The 15,687-nt window shown below is 55.7% G+C and carries 16 protein-coding genes; 13 read left to right on the forward strand and 3 right to left on the reverse strand.

Annotated elements, in window-relative coordinates; translation table 11 throughout:
- Positions 1-3 precede the first annotated feature (3 nt).
- The 13 genes from flgL to BN1121_RS07495 all read left to right on the forward strand — a co-directional run bounded on the left by flgL (position 4) and on the right by BN1121_RS07495 (position 13,121).
- Positions 4-1,209 (forward strand): flagellar hook-associated protein FlgL, encoded by a 1,206-nt coding sequence (flgL, locus tag BN1121_RS07440; RefSeq protein ID WP_005353113.1) that lies wholly within the window; start codon positions 4-6, stop codon positions 1,207-1,209.
- A gap of 194 nt (positions 1,210-1,403) precedes the next feature.
- Entirely contained in the window at positions 1,404-2,321 is a 918-nt protein-coding gene (locus tag BN1121_RS07445) for a flagellin N-terminal helical domain-containing protein (protein WP_005353121.1), read from the forward strand.
- A 728-nt stretch (positions 2,322-3,049) separates the two neighbouring features.
- Complete coding sequence (locus BN1121_RS07450; protein WP_005353123.1) at positions 3,050-3,961, forward strand: flagellin N-terminal helical domain-containing protein; 912 nt, start codon at positions 3,050-3,052, stop codon at positions 3,959-3,961.
- A gap of 26 nt (positions 3,962-3,987) precedes the next feature.
- Positions 3,988-4,413: a flagellar protein FlaG gene (locus tag BN1121_RS19265; RefSeq protein WP_005353126.1), complete on the forward strand. Its 426-nt coding sequence runs from the start codon at positions 3,988-3,990 to the stop codon at positions 4,411-4,413.
- 16 nt (positions 4,414-4,429) lie between these two features.
- Entirely contained in the window at positions 4,430-5,857 is a 1,428-nt protein-coding gene (fliD, locus tag BN1121_RS07460; protein ID WP_005353129.1) for a flagellar filament capping protein FliD, read from the forward strand.
- Positions 5,858-5,869: 12 nt separating this feature from the next.
- Positions 5,870-6,289, forward strand: coding sequence for a flagellar export chaperone FliS (gene fliS, locus BN1121_RS07465; RefSeq protein ID WP_005353132.1), 420 nt, complete (start codon positions 5,870-5,872; stop codon positions 6,287-6,289).
- A complete protein-coding gene (gene fliT, locus BN1121_RS19735) occupies positions 6,264-6,584 on the forward strand; it encodes a flagellar protein FliT (protein WP_152424678.1) in 321 nt (106 codons plus the stop codon). Before fliS ends, fliT begins: the two co-directional genes overlap by 26 nt.
- Before the next feature lie 23 nt (positions 6,585-6,607).
- The gene (locus BN1121_RS07470; protein ID WP_161624303.1) at positions 6,608-8,677 is read left to right on the forward strand and encodes a motility associated factor glycosyltransferase family protein; all 2,070 of its coding nucleotides are present in this window, start codon (positions 6,608-6,610) and stop codon (positions 8,675-8,677) included.
- A gap of 129 nt (positions 8,678-8,806) precedes the next feature.
- Positions 8,807-10,426 (forward strand): HAD-IIIC family phosphatase, encoded by a 1,620-nt coding sequence (locus BN1121_RS07475; protein WP_005353137.1) that lies wholly within the window; start codon positions 8,807-8,809, stop codon positions 10,424-10,426.
- A complete protein-coding gene (locus tag BN1121_RS07480) occupies positions 10,419-10,652 on the forward strand; it encodes an acyl carrier protein (protein ID WP_005353140.1) in 234 nt (77 codons plus the stop codon). Before BN1121_RS07475 ends, BN1121_RS07480 begins: the two co-directional genes overlap by 8 nt.
- Complete coding sequence (locus BN1121_RS07485; RefSeq protein WP_005353142.1) at positions 10,649-11,404, forward strand: AAC(3) family N-acetyltransferase; 756 nt, start codon at positions 10,649-10,651, stop codon at positions 11,402-11,404. The genes BN1121_RS07480 and BN1121_RS07485 overlap by 4 nt, the downstream gene beginning before the upstream one ends.
- Positions 11,401-11,802, forward strand: a complete 402-nt coding sequence (locus tag BN1121_RS07490) for a VOC family protein (protein ID WP_005353144.1) — start codon at positions 11,401-11,403, stop codon at positions 11,800-11,802. Before BN1121_RS07485 ends, BN1121_RS07490 begins: the two co-directional genes overlap by 4 nt.
- The gene (locus BN1121_RS07495; protein WP_005353148.1) at positions 11,799-13,121 is read left to right on the forward strand and encodes a DUF4910 domain-containing protein; all 1,323 of its coding nucleotides are present in this window, start codon (positions 11,799-11,801) and stop codon (positions 13,119-13,121) included. The genes BN1121_RS07490 and BN1121_RS07495 overlap by 4 nt, the downstream gene beginning before the upstream one ends.
- Here the strand turns inward: BN1121_RS07495 and BN1121_RS07500 are convergent.
- Genes BN1121_RS07500 through pseI form a run of 3 tightly spaced genes read right to left on the reverse strand, consistent with a single transcriptional unit; the run spans position 13,118 to position 15,682 of the window.
- The gene (locus BN1121_RS07500; RefSeq protein WP_043157545.1) at positions 13,118-13,354 is read right to left on the reverse strand and encodes a hypothetical protein; all 237 of its coding nucleotides are present in this window, start codon (positions 13,352-13,354) and stop codon (positions 13,118-13,120) included. The two genes, BN1121_RS07495 and BN1121_RS07500, sit on opposite strands and share 4 nt — an antisense overlap.
- On the reverse strand, positions 13,351-14,643 hold the full coding sequence (locus BN1121_RS07505) for a motility associated factor glycosyltransferase family protein (RefSeq protein WP_005353152.1): 1,293 nt from the start codon (positions 14,641-14,643) through the stop codon (positions 13,351-13,353). The genes BN1121_RS07500 and BN1121_RS07505 overlap by 4 nt, the downstream gene beginning before the upstream one ends.
- Positions 14,636-15,682 carry a pseudaminic acid synthase gene (gene pseI / locus BN1121_RS07510; RefSeq protein ID WP_005353154.1) on the reverse strand — a complete coding sequence of 349 codons (1,047 nt, stop codon included), beginning with the start codon at positions 15,680-15,682 and terminating at the stop codon, positions 14,636-14,638. Before pseI ends, BN1121_RS07505 begins: the two co-directional genes overlap by 8 nt.
- Between the last annotated feature and the right edge of the window lie 5 nt (positions 15,683-15,687).

Here is a 15,687-nt window from a genome sequence, read left to right on the forward strand (position 1 = left end):
GCCATGCGTATCACGACCAATATGATTTACAACCGTAACATCAGTGCGCTCACCTCGACTAACGAGCGTCTTAGCGCTGCATATGAGCAACTGATGACGGGGGATCGTTTCAAGACAGCCGGTGAGGACCCCTCTGCGATGGGGCAGAAGCTGGAGTTGACCAATGAGATTGAGCTATTCAAGCAATACACGGTCAATGGTGGCCTGCTGGAGAATAGCTTGGCTCATGAAGAGACCATAGTCACTGCACTCAATGATGCCATGATGAGTGCCACCACGCTAATCCAGAAGTCGAACAACGCCTCTATGGGGCAAGGGGAGCGCGAGGCGATAGCCAATGAATTGACGGGATTACAGAAACAGATGTTCGATCTCATCAATACCAAGAATTCCCAAGGGGAGTATATCTTTGGTGGCAATAAGAACATGACTCCCCCCTATGCTCGCGATGCCGCGGGCGTCTACCAGTTCCAAGGGGATACGGGACAACGTCTGCTGCAGGTGTCACCCACCGTGATGATTGAAGCCAGCGACAACGGAATGGACCTTTTTGAGTCGATTGCCACGCGTAGAACCGCATCGGCCACCACAGCCAACATGACTGTGATGGTCAAAGAGCAGTCCCAATATGACAGTTTTTTCGCCAACTCATATAAACCCTCAGGGACCAATCTGTTTACTGTGACCACAACGACGGGAACGCCGGATAAATATACCATAACCGATCCGGGTGGCGCTGTATTGCAGACAGGGGATTATAAGAGCGGAGAAAGCGTTGCATTTCAGGGGTTGGAGTTGACCCTGAGTGTGCCAGCAGGCGGTGCCGCTCAGACATTCAAGTTAGATGCGCCTAAAAATGACAATATATTAAATGGGCTAGAGCAATATATCACCGATCTTAAGGACCCAAACCTGACGTCGAGTCAATTCCGTGACTCGGTTGCGGATGTGACATCGCATATTCAAAACGCTAGGCTAAGGATGGATCGTGCACAGGGCGACATCGGTGCAAGAATGAACGGTCTCAGTCAGGCGATGGCATCCAATTCAGCGCTTGATTCATTTAATCAGGATGTGCGAGCCAAAGTGTCTGAAGTTGATCTTTATCGGGTGATTTCTGACCTGTCGAAGGAGGATGCAGCCCTTACTGCGTCACAGCTTTCCTTTAGTAAAATCAGTAAGTTAACTCTGTTTGACTACATCCGTTGAAGTCTCTCACACTAAAAAAACCGCCTGTTTGGCGGTTTTTTTTTCTAAAGGATTTCTCAGCGGAACCGATAACCTAAGTAGTGAGGGAAACATCACTGGCACAGAAAAAACGCTAAAGTTTCCCAAACAATCACCGATATAAAAGGTGTGCAAAATAAAAATAAAAACATGTTTACTAGCTTAGGAGAATAGTCATGAGTATGTTCGTTAATACCAACGTGTCGAGTATTAACTCGCAGCGTAACCTCTACAACACCAATAAGGCTCTCGATACCACGTATAATCGCCTGGCATCCGGTCTTCGTATTAACAGTGCGAAGGATGATGCAGCCGGTTTGCAAATTTCTAACCGTTTGACCTCACAGATCAACGGTCTGGATCAGGGTAACCGAAATGCCAATGATGCGATCTCTCTGGCGCAAACTGCCGAAGGTGCGATGGAAGAGATCACCAATATGTTACAGCGTATGCGGGTCCTGGCTGAGCAATCCGCCAACGGTACCAATAATACATCCGACCGCACGGCGCTGAATGCTGAATACACCCAGCTGTCTGAAGAGATCACCCGTATCTCAACCGATACCACCTTTGGTGGCCAGAAATTGCTCGACAGCACGTTTGATGGCTCTTTCCAGGTAGGGGCCGATGCGGCGCAGACGATCTCGTTCAAGATCAGTTTCTCATTTGGCATTACTGGCCTGACCACCGAGTCTACAAACGACGGCAGCTTCAAAGTCACAAAGGATGCAAATGGGAATCTTGTGAGAACCTTTGACGCGGCAACCAAGTTTAGCTGGACAGACATTAAGGATATTACCGGTACCACAGGGACCAAGGCTCAGCTGGCAATGGCGAACCTGAGTCTGCTGATTCAGACCGTGGATAGTAAACGGGCCGAACTGGGTGCAAAACAAAACCGGCTTGAGTCCACGATCCGCAACCAGTCGAATATCTCGGAAAACGTCAGTGCTGCCCGTGCCCGTGTCCGTGATGCCGACTTTGCGACCGAGACTGCGGCTCTGACCAAGCAGAACATTTTGCAACAAGCAGCCAGTACTGTGCTGAGCCAGGCGAACCAACGCCCGCAGGCTGCACTGCAGCTGCTGAGGTAACAAAAAAAGAAGGCGGTTGTTCAGGCCGCCTTCCGGACAACGTATCAGAGGGTGTTCGGGAAATCATGTCTCTGATCCGTCAAAACATGTAGTAATATAGTAGGCTCAGCGAGTTAAGCAGTTCAAACCAGTGGTAACTCGTTAAGTATTCTCCTGAGCTAAAGCTCGTTGGCCGACCTAGTGTCGGCCTTTTTTATTGCTAAGTAATGGAAAGCAAAAGCCGTGCCACGTCACCTCGTGAGGAATTCGATACGACAGGTCGGAATCGCAGTAGCCAGGGGGGGTTATGTGAGGCTCTTTTTGACCTTGGCTGACAGACACCAGGCTCCCTATCTAGCGGCGCAAGAGTAAAGCGACGTTTTTTTGACGGATAGAAATACACACCGTCAGTGTGATGACAAACGCAACGCGGAACTGCCCTCTCTACTGTGCTGTCAGTGGGCCCTGTCGGCCGTCGTTCTTTGGTTCTGCCTGGTCTCTTTTGGGTCGTTAGGGCAGTTTTTGCCGCTGGTGGCTAAAATTTGCCTAAAGCTTCTCTTTAGGCTGCCGCTAACTAGGGTAAGCAAAAGATAGGGTGTTCGGGACTCCTGAAATTTTGCGCCGTGGTAGGTAAGCCTGTTCAGCGAGCCTACCGGTCGAGAGCAAGTGGACTGTTCAACCCTTGCTCCCGGATTGCAACTGGGCTGACTTAGCGAGGCCTGCAGTCTGTTTCGATTGGGAGATCAATCATGTCATTCTTTATCAATACAAACGTGTCCTCGCTGAACTCTCAGCGTAACTTGATGAATACCAACAAGGCACTGGATACGTCTTATAACCGCCTTGCCTCGGGTCTGCGTATCAACAGTGCCAAAGACGATGCGGCCGGTTTGCAGATATCGAACCGCTTGACCTCGCAGGTCAACGGCCTCGAGCAGGGTAACCGAAACGCCAACGACGCCATTTCGTTGGCCCAAACTGCCGAAGGTGCGATGGAAGAAGTAACCAGCATGCTGCAGCGCATGCGGGTGCTGGCCGAGCAGTCCGCCAACGGCACCAATAACACCTCTGATCGCACGGCGTTGAATGAGGAATATGGGCAGCTGGCCTCAGAGATCGATCGTATCTCTACTGACACCACTTTCGGCGGACAGAAGCTGCTCGATGGTAATTTCAAAGGGCTGTTCCAGGTGGGGGCCGATGCCGCCCAAACCATCGGCTTTAACATCACCACAGCTATCACGGCCAAAGGTCTCGCTGGTGCCAATACTAGCTCCTATAAGCTCACGCAAAATAGCGATGGGAGCTTTAAGGCGACCTTAGATACCAGTACCAAGCTGGACTGGGATAATATCAAGGACATCTCTGGTAGCACTGGTTCGAAGGCACAACTGGCGCTGGCCAACATTGGGCTCATGATCAACCAGGTTGACAAGAAGCGTGCCGAGCTCGGTGCCAAGCAGAACCGTCTTGAGTCCACTATCCGCAACCAGTCCAACATCTACGAGAACTTGAGTGCAGCCCGTGCGCGTGTCCGCGATGCTGACTTTGCGACAGAGACGGCGGCCCTGACCAAGCAGAACATTCTGCAACAGGCAGCGTCGAGCGTGCTGGCCCAGGCTAACCAGCGACCCCAGTCGGCACTCAGCCTGCTCAGATAATGTGTTAGGTGTGTGAGGAGGTATGTATGGCGAGTAACGTAAATTTCGAGCCTACGGCCCCTTTCTCTGGCATATCGGTAGATAAAAGCGGCCCTCGGGCCGCTTCTGCCCATTCTGAGCATCAAAGACAACAGGATGTTGTTGCATCAGAAAGCTCCTTGGTGGTAGTGAAAACACCCCAAACGGTGACGAGCCAAGCCGAGCTGGAGAAACAGGCACAGGAATTGCAGGAGTTGCTGAAAAGCAAGGGCTGGGCGGTTAACTATCAGATCGATGAGGATCTGGGGCGAACTATTATTCGCGTCATGGACTCGGAAACCCAGGAACTGATCCGGCAAATCCCGAGTGAAGAGATGGTGAACATCTCCAAGAAGCTTAGGTCGCTCGAAGAGTCACCTGGCGATAAGAGTGCAGCAGCCACCAGAGGCCTGCTGTTTGACGAAAGAGCCTAATGACCAGGAGTACATCATGGCAGGAATCACCTCTGCCGGCGCAGGTTCCGGTATTCAGATGGAAGAGATCATTGCCGCTTCCCTCAAAGCCAAGCGAACGAAGTTTGAGCAGCAGATGGTGCGGAGTGAAACCACTGCCAAGACGACCCTGAGTGGCTTGGGACAGCTCAAGTCTGCGCTTTCAGATTTTAATAAGGCGCTCGAGAAATTCACCTCTGGCGATGCCTTCAGCAAGAGAGCAATCAAAGTCACTCAGCCCACCGATAATCCTGTATTACAAGTAACGGGAAAGGAGGGGGCTTCAAATGGCAACTATGACATTGTTGTTAATCGTCTGTCCCAAGGTTCTAAATTTGAGAGTGCCCCCGGCACCTTTGCCAACATTTCAACTACGGTTGCGACGGCAGATGGCAAATTGACCTTTGCGGTGGGCGATAAAAGCTTTGATGTAGATATCGCAGCCGGTGACAGTCTGAACAGTGTTCGCAAAAAGATCAATGAAAGCAGTAAGAACTTTGGTGTGACTGCAAACATTGTCAATATGAATGGCGAGAGCCGTCTGGTCTTGGACTCCAAGATTGGGGGGGACGGCAAAGACTTGAGCATTAAGGCCAGTACTTCAGAACTGGAAGTCTTCGCCACACCAGCGCCTGATGCACCTAACAGTAAGATGGTGAGTAAACAGAGTGCGTCCAGTGCAGAAATCCAGTTCGCAAACTCTGATATCAAATTTACCAGTGATACCAACACCTTTGATAATGCGATTCAGGACCTCTCCATCACAGTCCTGAAGGTGTCTGACAATGTGAGCAGTGATCCAGCAGTGACAGATAAAAAATCGACGAACGTGGCCATTTCAACGGACGTCGAAGGGGTGAAAAAGAACCTGCAGGATTTTGTCACGGCCTATAACACCTTGTTGGACAAGATGGATGCGATGGGCAAGCGTTCATCTATCGTTGCTGGTGTTCGTCAAGATAATGGTGGTGTTCTTGCTGGTGATGCATCCATCAGCTCCATTGAGAATTTTTTATTTTCTACCCTGACGGGGACCAGCGCCCCGGATGATAAAAACATGACCCTGTTTACGTTGGGTGTCGACCTTGGGAAAAAAGGGCGTCTCGAAATAGATACTAAGAAATTCGATGATGCCATGAAAAATAATTTTGAACAGCTCGGCTCTATTTTTACTGGGGAAAATGGCTTGGCCAGTAAAATGAAAAAAGAGCTGGACAAATATACTCAACGTGGCGGCGTTATCGACAAGCGTAATGACGTATACAACTCAGAGCTGAGGGATATTTCATCCAGAAGAGCTTCTTTTGAGTCAAATATGGTTAAGTATGAAGAGAGCCTTCGTCAACAATACGGCAAGCTTGATTCTTTGATGGTCAAGATGAACCAGTCGGCGAGCTCAATGGCAAGTGCTCTCAGTCGGATGTAATCTGGAGTCTGTATGTACAATAAGAGAAGCATCAACGCATATAAATCCCAGTCTCTTGAGGCCGAGCTATCAGTGGCAGATCCTCATCGCATTATTCAACTGTTGATGCAAGGATTGCTAGAGCGACTGGCCTTGACCAAGGGGGCTATTGAGCGACGTGACCTTGAAGAGAAGGCAGATAAGGTCTCCAAGAGTATGGCTATTATCATGGGACTGCAGGACTCGTTAGACTTCAAATATGATGACATATCGAAGCAGCTCTATGAGTCATACGAGTTTATGAAGCAACGCCTTCTGGATGCTAGCCGTGATATGGATCCGGAGCCGGTTCAGGAGATCATCGACATGATGTTGGTGATAAAATCGGCATGGGATGCTATCCCGCTTGAGGAGAGAGAGAAAGCCTATGCCATGCGCCAAGAAAACAGATGAATCATCGATCTTTGATGCATTCCTCTCTTGCTCCGAACAACTCTATGTCGCTATCAACGATGGCGATATAGATACAGCTATATCACTGCAAGAAGAGCGCGATCGGCTTATCCCAATCATAATAGCCTCTGACAACCTTTCTCACTATCGTGACGCTATATCCCGTATCCTTGAAATGGATAGTGCATCAGTAGGTGTGTTGGGTAAATATAAGTCAGACATTGCTGGTGAGTTAGCCAAGATAGGTGTGAAGTCTAAGGCTGCACTGTTATACGAAAAAGTGTCAAGAGAATAAAAATGATAGATAAAAGAGACGACGTGGGTGAGTTGATGGCTCGTTTGGCGCGACAAAAAGAGCAAGAGCATGCCATGGCCGAAGTGTTGCCTGTTCGTTTCGAGAGAAATATGCAGGCATTCAGAGAGATGATTCCTGAGATTTTTCATTTCTATAAAGATTATAAACCAAATAAAAAAATAGAGTTTTTCTGCACGGATAATGGAATACCCAACATCAGAGTGGGAGAGGCTAGAAATCCGTTTTATGGAGAAGACCCTTACCAGGAGTGTGCGGCTCAGGTTGAGGCCTTATTGCATAAGGACAATGTGCGAGAGTTACTTTTCCACCATACCTGGGATCCGATCAAACATATTCACGTAGAGTGCATGAATTCGCTTCATATGCTCTATGAGAACATGAAGGCTCATTCTCAAGAAGATACAGGTGAGATAAAGAAAATCCCTCTCTCCATTATGTTGGGAGTCGGGTTGGGTTATCAGATTGGTTATATGTATGAGCGTGCCACCATAAAAAATCTGATCATTGTTGAGCCCGACCTTGATGTTTTCTATGCATCGCTCTATTGTTTTGACTGGTTTGCTCTGCTCGATTACTTGTCACGTGAGTCACTAAATATAAATATTCTGTTAGGCTCCGATCAGCATACGCTTATCGAGGATGTATTACTCCATCTGACACGTAAAGGTGCCTATCTTCTCTCCAATAGAATTATATTCAAACATTACCAATCTCCGGCTATTCAAGAAATTGAAAAGGCGATTGTGGAAAAAGAACATGTTCTTTACAATGGGTGGGGTTTCTTCGATGACAACCTTTATGCCGTAGGCCATGGTCTGCAACATATCAAGAAAAAAACTAAATTTCTCAAGTCACAGACATCGCCTTTGTTAAAAGCGTACTTAGAACATATTCCTGTATTTGTCATTGGTAATGGCCCCTCTTTGGATGACTGCATTGATAAGGTCAAGCAGCTGAGAGACCGTGTTATCATCATTGCCTGCGGGACCGCCATATCAGCCTTGCACAGGGCGGGTATAAAGCCAGACATATTTGTTGCCGTAGAGAGAATGAAAATTGTCTTCGATTTCTTAAAGCTAATCGATGACAAAAACTACTTCGATGATGTCTTATGTATGTCGGTTGATGTGATACATCCTGATTGCCACCAGTTTTTTAAAAACGTGATATTAGGCTTTAAAGCGAACGAGCCACTGTATACCCTTATCGAGCATCAAAAGGATCTGGCTGGCCGTTTTGCTCGACTCGATTTTGTTAATCCAATGGTTGGTAATGCTGGTCTCTGCATGGCCATCGCCGCCGGATTCAAAAATATCTATCTATTGGGGGTGGACTGTGGTAGTAGGGCCAGTGATCACCATCACTCCAAGCTTAGCGCCTATTATAACGACGATGGGTCTAGCATGCCTGCGGTACAGTGGATGGATGGCGTGTTCAATAAACGAGTACCTGCCAATTTCGGTGGCGTCGCTTGCTCGAGTGTGGATCTACTCTGCTCCGCAAAGGCACTCGAGGGATTATTAAAACTCCACCCAGAAGTACGTTGTAACAATGTGAGTGATGGTGTATTGATTGAAGGCGCCCAACCCTATCCCGTTGATATCCTTACAGCGCCGATGCAACATCTGGATAGAGCAGAGATCCAGCGGATGATATCCGAGCAGGCCGAAGTCCTTCCTCTCAGTCATGAGGATGTGATTGTCATTTTAGACAAGGATGTCTTTGTCGAAGTCGTTGATAACATGTTGGAAGGTTGGCGAAGTGTCGAAGTCGACAGAGATGCTATCGAGAAACTGATGGCACTTCAGTTTGAATACATTTTCTCTATCTTTTATACCAACAAGAGCCACATATATGACTTCCTTAACGGCAGTCTCAACTATATGTTCTCCCTGATTTCACTGATGATATATAACCCCGTGGATGACGAGGTTTTTTCTACATCGATGAAATCGGCAATATCGGAAATCATCGCCTTCTTCGATAAGGCAAAAGAGCGTTACTTAAAAGTAGAGACATTTGTCGATGATTATAATACGGGGATAGAAAGTTATTTACGCGCTAGTGAATGACTGAGCTAAATACAGAATGCTGTCTCCTAACCGCGCCCAGGATGATGGTGCTTGGCTTGTCGGCCGGCACTGTTCATCACAGTGACGTAACAGTATGATATAGAAAGTCTTTCATACCCAGGTGCTCCTATGGTCACCCTCTCCCTGGCGTCCACTGCCTTTCTCATGCCCGGCAACGCCGCTTGGGCACCTTTGACCAGTCAGGCCAGCCTGCAGTTCTGCCCGCAGGGGCAGTGGCAACCGCCCACCGGGAGCGACGGTCATGTGATCGTCTGGTTTTGGGAGCAACTGCTGCCCGACACGCTCTGTTTGCACTGGCACCTCCTGGACGAAGCGGCCCTTATCCCGGAAATCGACGACTGGCTGGCGCAGTTGCTGGCCCCCTTGAGCGGCTCCGTGCCCTGCTACGTGGGGGCCTGTACCCTGCAGGAGGAGGGCGCCGCCGGCGCCGTTCATCCCTGGCTGCCCCAGCTCGAGGCTCGCTTTACCCTGGCCCTGGCGCGCTACCGGCTCCGCAATCTCGGCCTTGGGCGCTGGCTCGCGGAGCAGGGGCGGCGCCACTGCGCCGACGAGCGTAACCGCTTCCTGCTTTCCTGCCCCCTCTCCATGGCCGGGTTGGCCTCGCTGGCAAACTGGATTGCGACGTGTCGGCAGCGCGCCGAGGCGCCGGCCCGCAAGGTGCTGGTGCTCGATTGCGATAACACCCTGTGGGGGGGCGTGATCGGTGAAGACGGTCTGGCAGGGTTGGCGCTCGGCCAGGACGGCGCGGGCAAACTCTATCAGGCGTTTCAGGAGGCGGCCGTCTACTGGCAGCGACGCGGCGTGCTGCTGGCCCTATGCTCGAAAAATGCCCCCGAGGATGTCTGGCTGGTGTTTGAGCAGCACGGCGCCATGAGGCTTCGGCGCGAACAGATCGCCGCAGCGGCCATCGGCTGGGAGGCCAAATCCCACGGGTTGCGATCCATCGCTGACGGCCTCAACCTGGGGCTCGATGCGCTGGTGCTGTGGGACGACTCCCCCCTGGAGCGTGCCGAGGTGCGCAGTGCCCTGCCACAGGTGGAGGTGATCGAGCCCCCAGCGGAGATCTGGGCTTGGCCCGGTGCCCTGCTCGCCTATGGGGGCTTTCCCCGTACTCTGACCCGTGACGACACCCTGCGTCAGGCCTCGTACCAGGCCCTGGCCGACGGGGAGCGGCTGCGCACCTCTGCGGACAGCGAGCAGGACTACCTAGCCACCCTGGCGCTGCGAGCCGCCCTGCAACCGCTGGGGCCGGACAACCTGGCCCGGGCCGGGCAGCTCACCCAAAAGACCAACCAGTTCAACCTTGCCTGTCGGCGCCACAAGGTGGCCGATATCGAGACCCTGGCGGCGACCGGGTGGGGGTGGCTGGTGTCACTTCAGGATCGCTTTGCCGATCATGGCCTGGTGGGGTTGGTGCTGATTGCACGAGTCGGCCCGGAACTTGCTTTTCTCGATACCCTTGCCCTGAGCTGCCGGGTGTTGTCCCGCGGCCTGGAGTACTGGCTGCTCGCCAAGGTGGCCGAGGCGCTGCGCGCCTCAGGGGTGCGCCAGCTGATCATCGGCGCGAGCCGGGCCGAGCGCAACGCGCCGGCCCTGGCCTGGCTCGAGAGCCTGCCGCTCACCCCGTGTGACAATCCGGATCCGGCCCGTTTTCCCCACGAGCACTGTTACGTGCTCGCGCTGGATACCCTGAATCTGCCTTTTGTGGAGTTTTACCGCCATGACTGATCTCTTCACCCTGCTGGAACAGCAGTTTCCCACCGCCAGTGTCCCGCGTGGCGACTACCAGCTGGGCCCGGGTGCCTTTCCCGAGTGGGATTCGCTCGGTCATTTCAACTTCCTGTTGCTGGTCGAGCAGGCCTTCTCGGTGCGTTTCGAGTCTGACGAGCTGGCGAGCATGAAGCGGCTGGAGGACATTCGCGATGCGCTGCTGCGCCGCGGTGTCACCCTGTGATTGAGGCGCTGGAGCAGGCGCTCAAGGCGCTGGGCATCGCGCGTGGCTGCGCCCTGATGGTCCACTCGGATGCCATGGCGGTCGCCCAGTTTCCCGGTCAGGGTAACACGGCGGGCATGAGTGCCTTCTGGGGCGCCCTGCAGGAGTGGCTGGGACCGCAAGGCACCTTGCTGGTGCCTGCGTTCAGCTACAGCTTCACCCGCCAGGAGCGCTTCGACTGCGCCAGCACCCCGAGTCAGGTCGGTCTGATGACCGAGCTGTTTCGCACCCTGCCCGAAGTGGCGCGCACCCGCGATCCCATCTTCAGCGTGGCGGTGTGGGGGGCCGGGCGCGATGCGCTGGCTGCAGCCCCTTGCCACGACTGCTTCGGGCCCGACAGCCCATTTGCCTGGCTGGCCGGTCACGATGGTTGGATAGCGGGCTTTGCCTGTCACCCGGATCGCATCACCTTCACCCACTACGTCGAACAGTGTCTTGGGGTTGGTTATCGCTTTATGAAGCGCTTCGAGGGTGAAGTGATCGAGGAGGGTGCGACACGCCCCTGGCACTGCGACTACTTCGTCCGCAGGCTGGATCTGGCGAGCGAAATCGATCTTACCCGCCTGGTCGCGGCCCTCAGGGCCGAGGGACTGTGGCGCGAGACGCTGCTCGGCCGGGTGCCGGTCTGGGCGGTGCGCTGCGCCGACTTTGCTGCCGTGGCCGGCCGACTGGTGGCGACTCACCCCCACGCACTGATCCGGGAGGGCGCATGAAGTTGCATCACATCGGGCTGGTGGTGGCCGAGCTGGATCTCGGGGTGACGTATTGCCGCGAGAGCCTCGGCATTGAGCGTTTCAGCGAGCCGGTGCATGATCCCCTGCAGCGGGTTCACATCCGCTTTGCCTATGATGCGGCGGGCACCTGTTACGAGCTGATCGCCCCGGCCGCCGAAGACAGCCCGGTAAGCCAGGCGCTGCGCACCCGTCATAACTTGCTCAACCATCTGGCCTACGAGGTGGAAGACATCGCGCGCAGCGCCGAGCAGCTGCGTGGCCAGCGCCATCTGCCCCTGGGGCCGAGTCAGCCGGCCGTTGCCTTCGGCGGTGCCCCGGTCCAGTTTTTTCTCAGCCCGCTTGGGCACATCGTCGAACTAGTACAGCGCACACCATGACCCATACCCCTGATTTCCTGCCTGCCGACTGGCAGGATCCGGCGCAGATCGGCAAGGCAATGCACGATCTGGCCGCCCGCCTCTTTCCCATCAACCGCAGCCTTACCGGTGACGGGGTGCGCGAGAGCCTGGCGCTGCTGCGCCACTGCCTGCCAGAGCTGGTGGTCAATGAGGTGCCGACCGGCACAGAGTGTTTCGACTGGCAGGTGCCGGACGAATGGAACGTGCGCGAGGCCTATATCGTGGGGCCGGACGGGCGCAGGGTGGTCGATTTTCGCGATCACAACTTGCACCTGATGGGGTATTCGGAGCCAGTCGACATGACCCTGTCGCTGGAAGAGTTGCAGCCGCACCTGTACTCGCTACCCGAGCTGCCGGAGGCGATCCCCTATGTGACCTCTTACTACCGGCGCCGCTGGGGCTTTTGTCTGGCGCACCGGGTGCGTCAGCAGCTCCCCCCCGGGCAATACCGGGTGGTGATCGACGCTACCCTGGCGCCGGGCTCGCTCACCTACGGGGACCTGCTCCTGCCCGGAGAGAGCGACCAGGAGATCCTGCTGTCGAGTTACCTCTGCCACCCCTCCATGGCCAACAACGAGCTCTCCGGTCCCCTGGTCGGGGTCTTCCTGATGGCCTGGCTGGCCAGCTTGCCACGACGGCGCTACAGCTATCGCCTGATGCTGGTGCCCGAGACTCTGGGCGCCATCGTCTACCTCGCCCGTCATCTTGAGCACCTCAAGGCGCATACCCTGGCGGGCTTTAACCTCTCCTGCCTCGGTGACGAGCGGGGGTATTCCTACCTGCCGTCACGTCGTGGCGACACCCTGGCCGATCGGGCGGCGCTGCACGCACTCAAGCACATAGACCCGGGTTTTCACCGTTTCACCTTCCTCGACAGAGGATCCAATGAGCGCCAACTGTGCGCTCCCGGGGTCGATCTGCCGATCGCCTCTGTGATGCGTACCAAGTACGGCTGCTTCACCGAGTACCACACCTCCCTCGACGATCTCTCCCTGGTGACGCCGGCCGGGCTTGCCGGCGGCTTCATGGCGGTGCGCCGGGCCATCGAGTGCATCGAGCAGGATGGCCGCTACCAGGTGACGGTGTTGTGCGAGCCGCAGATGGGCAAGCGCGGCCTCTATCCGGATCTCTCTACCCGCTGGTCGGGCTGGCAGGTACGGGACATGATGAACTTGCTGGCCTACAGCGACGGCGCGCTGACCCTGTTCGAGATTGCCGAGACCATTCACATCCCGTTCTGGCAGGCCCGCCAGCTGGCGGACCTCTTGCTCGACGCCGGGCTGCTGCGCCCGGTTTAGGGGGCGAGCAGGGTCACCAGCTCTCCTTCCAGCCAATCGGCCAGCCCTAGCCAGTCGTGACGCTCCTGGCAATCGAGCAGCTGTTTCATGATGGTGGCGGCATTGTGATGGCGCGACGCGGGGAGCTCGGCCATCACCCGTTGCAGCAGGGGCGGTAAGGCCACACAACTTTCAACGCTATGCCCCAAGCGAAAACGGTGGGCAAGTGCGATGCACTCCTCTCGTGTGGTCATGATGCAAATTCCGGGTGGTAGGGGCAGCCGAGCAGCGCGGCGCCATCTCGGCTGCTATTCCAAAACTGTATCTGCGGATGCGCGGCCATATAGCGTTCCAGCTCTATCTGGTAAGTCGTAAAGTTCGGATTGGTGAGGATCCGTTGTCCATGCCCATCCAGCACCCAGCTGAATGTTTGGTCTATGCTCGGGCCCAGTGCACCGTCGTGCCATCCCGCGTGGGTCTTCCCGCCAGGAAAGCCGAAATCACAGCCAAACAGGATGAGTTCCTGGCTACCCATTTGTACCGCCAGATCGACGGTCGGATGTAACACACTGCCTCCCTGATGCAGAAGGCCCTTGGGATGGCGTGCCATCAGATCGGCAAACATAGGGCTTGGTGAGTAGCAGGCCAATCTGGGCCCGGGCCAGCTGAGCAGGGTGGCAGAGGGCACCATGGGGGCATAGACAAGGGGGGTCTTTTCGAGCCCCTGGCCCGGCAGGCGGTCCGGGGTGAGCGCATCATCGATGCAGACCACCACGTGGGGTTGAATGCCGTGCTGGCGTAGCGACCTGAGCGCCGTATCGACGCAGAGAACCAGCCACTCCGGGTGCAGCGGGATCTGGGTCGCCAACCTGGGCAAGTGCTTTTCCAGTGACGGGCCGCTGGCCAGGATCAGGGCGATGGAGCCCGGTCGGCTGGCAAACAGGCTAGAGACGTCGCCGTCTTGTGCAACCAGAGGCTCATTCTCGATGAGGCGCTGACGAATAGCAGGGGCGTTGGGGTCAAAGCGCTGACGCACGAAACCGGCGGCTATCTCGCTCATCAAACGCCCACGGACACGAAACGCCTCATCCTCGGCCAGCACCAGCTCACTTGGCAGGGCGAAGAAGGGCAGTGCAATCTCCTGCTCGTCGCTGGCCAACGTCAGCTCGACCCGGGGGTCTTGCAGCCAATCGTCCTGCTCGAGCAGGGCCAGCACCAGGGTGAACAGACTGTGGTTGAGGATATGCACGTGCAGCCTGTCGAGCTCGCTACGCGTCAGCAGGGTGCGCTGCAGATCGCCAAGGCCGGTGCCATAGAGATGCAGGGTGCGAGCCGCTGGCAGGCTGGCGGCCTGAAGCTCAGCCTCGGAAACCCGATCGTGGCGGCTGGTGAGCTGGATGCCGTTAACCAGCAGGGTGCTGCCGAGCCCCTCGCACAGCTCCACCTGCAGATCCCCGAGTTGCGCCTCGGCCAGGGTGGCCGCCAGCGCCGGCCAACGTGTCTCAATCAATGCCAGATGATGGCGCAGCAGCTCTTCATTCATCTTGTTCTATCCATGCCCAGTCCAGTGGTTGACCTGCCTGTTGGCTGGCGGTGACCCGCTTGCCGATCAGGCGGTCGTAGTCGGCCGGGGGGAGCCCCATGGCCGGGCGCACCGACTGAATATGGGCGGGAGTGAGGCGCTCGCCGGCGCCGATCGGCTTGATCAGATAGAGAGAGCGGCGAAACGCCCGGTTATCCCGTTCGCTCTCGGTAAGGGTGAAGCCGGCCTGGCCGAGGGCTGCGTGGGCGGTGTTGACGGCCGCTATCATCGCCTGCATCTCGGCCGGCTCCATGGAGAAGGCGCAATCCGGCCCCCCGTCGGCCCGAGCCTTGGTGAAGTGCTTCTCGATGAGGGTGGCACCCAGTGCCGTAGCCGCAATGGCGGTGGCGCTGCCGAGGGTGTGATCCGAGAGTCCCACCTCGACCCCGAAGCGCTGGCGCAGCAGGGAGAGGGTGCGCAGGTTGTACTCGGCCGCCGGCGCCGGATAGCCGCTCACGCAGTGCAGCAGGGCGAGCTGGCCGCTGCCGTGGGTCAGGGCGGTGTCGACCGCGGCGGCGATCTCGGCCTCGTCGGCCATGCCGGTCGACATGATGAGCGGTTTGCCGGTCTGGGCGGCGTAGCGGATGAGGGGGAGGTCGACCAGCTCGAAGGAGGCGATCTTGTAGGCCGGGCAGTCAAGCGATTCGAGCAGGTCGACCGCACTGTGATCGAACGGGCTGCTAAAGACGGTGATGTCGAGCTCGCGACCGAGGGTGAACAGCTCGGCATGCCACTCCCAGGGGGTGTGGGCCCACTGATAGAGGTCATAGAGGCTGTGGCCATCCCACAGGCCGCCGTGGATCTGAAACTCGGGGCGATCGCTCTTAAGCGTGATGGTGTCGGGGCGGTAGGTCTGCAGCTTGACGGCGCTGGCGCCGCTCTCTTTGGCCAGGCGCATGATGGCCTTGGCCTGCTCCAGGTTGCCGTTATGGTTGGCCGACAGTTCGGCAATCACGTAGGGCGGGTGGTCGGGGCCGATGGGGCGCCGGTCGATCAGCATAATGG

The organism is Aeromonas diversa CDC 2478-85 (assembly GCF_000819805.1).
Taxonomy (GTDB): Bacteria; Pseudomonadota; Gammaproteobacteria; order Enterobacterales; family Aeromonadaceae; genus Aeromonas; species Aeromonas diversa.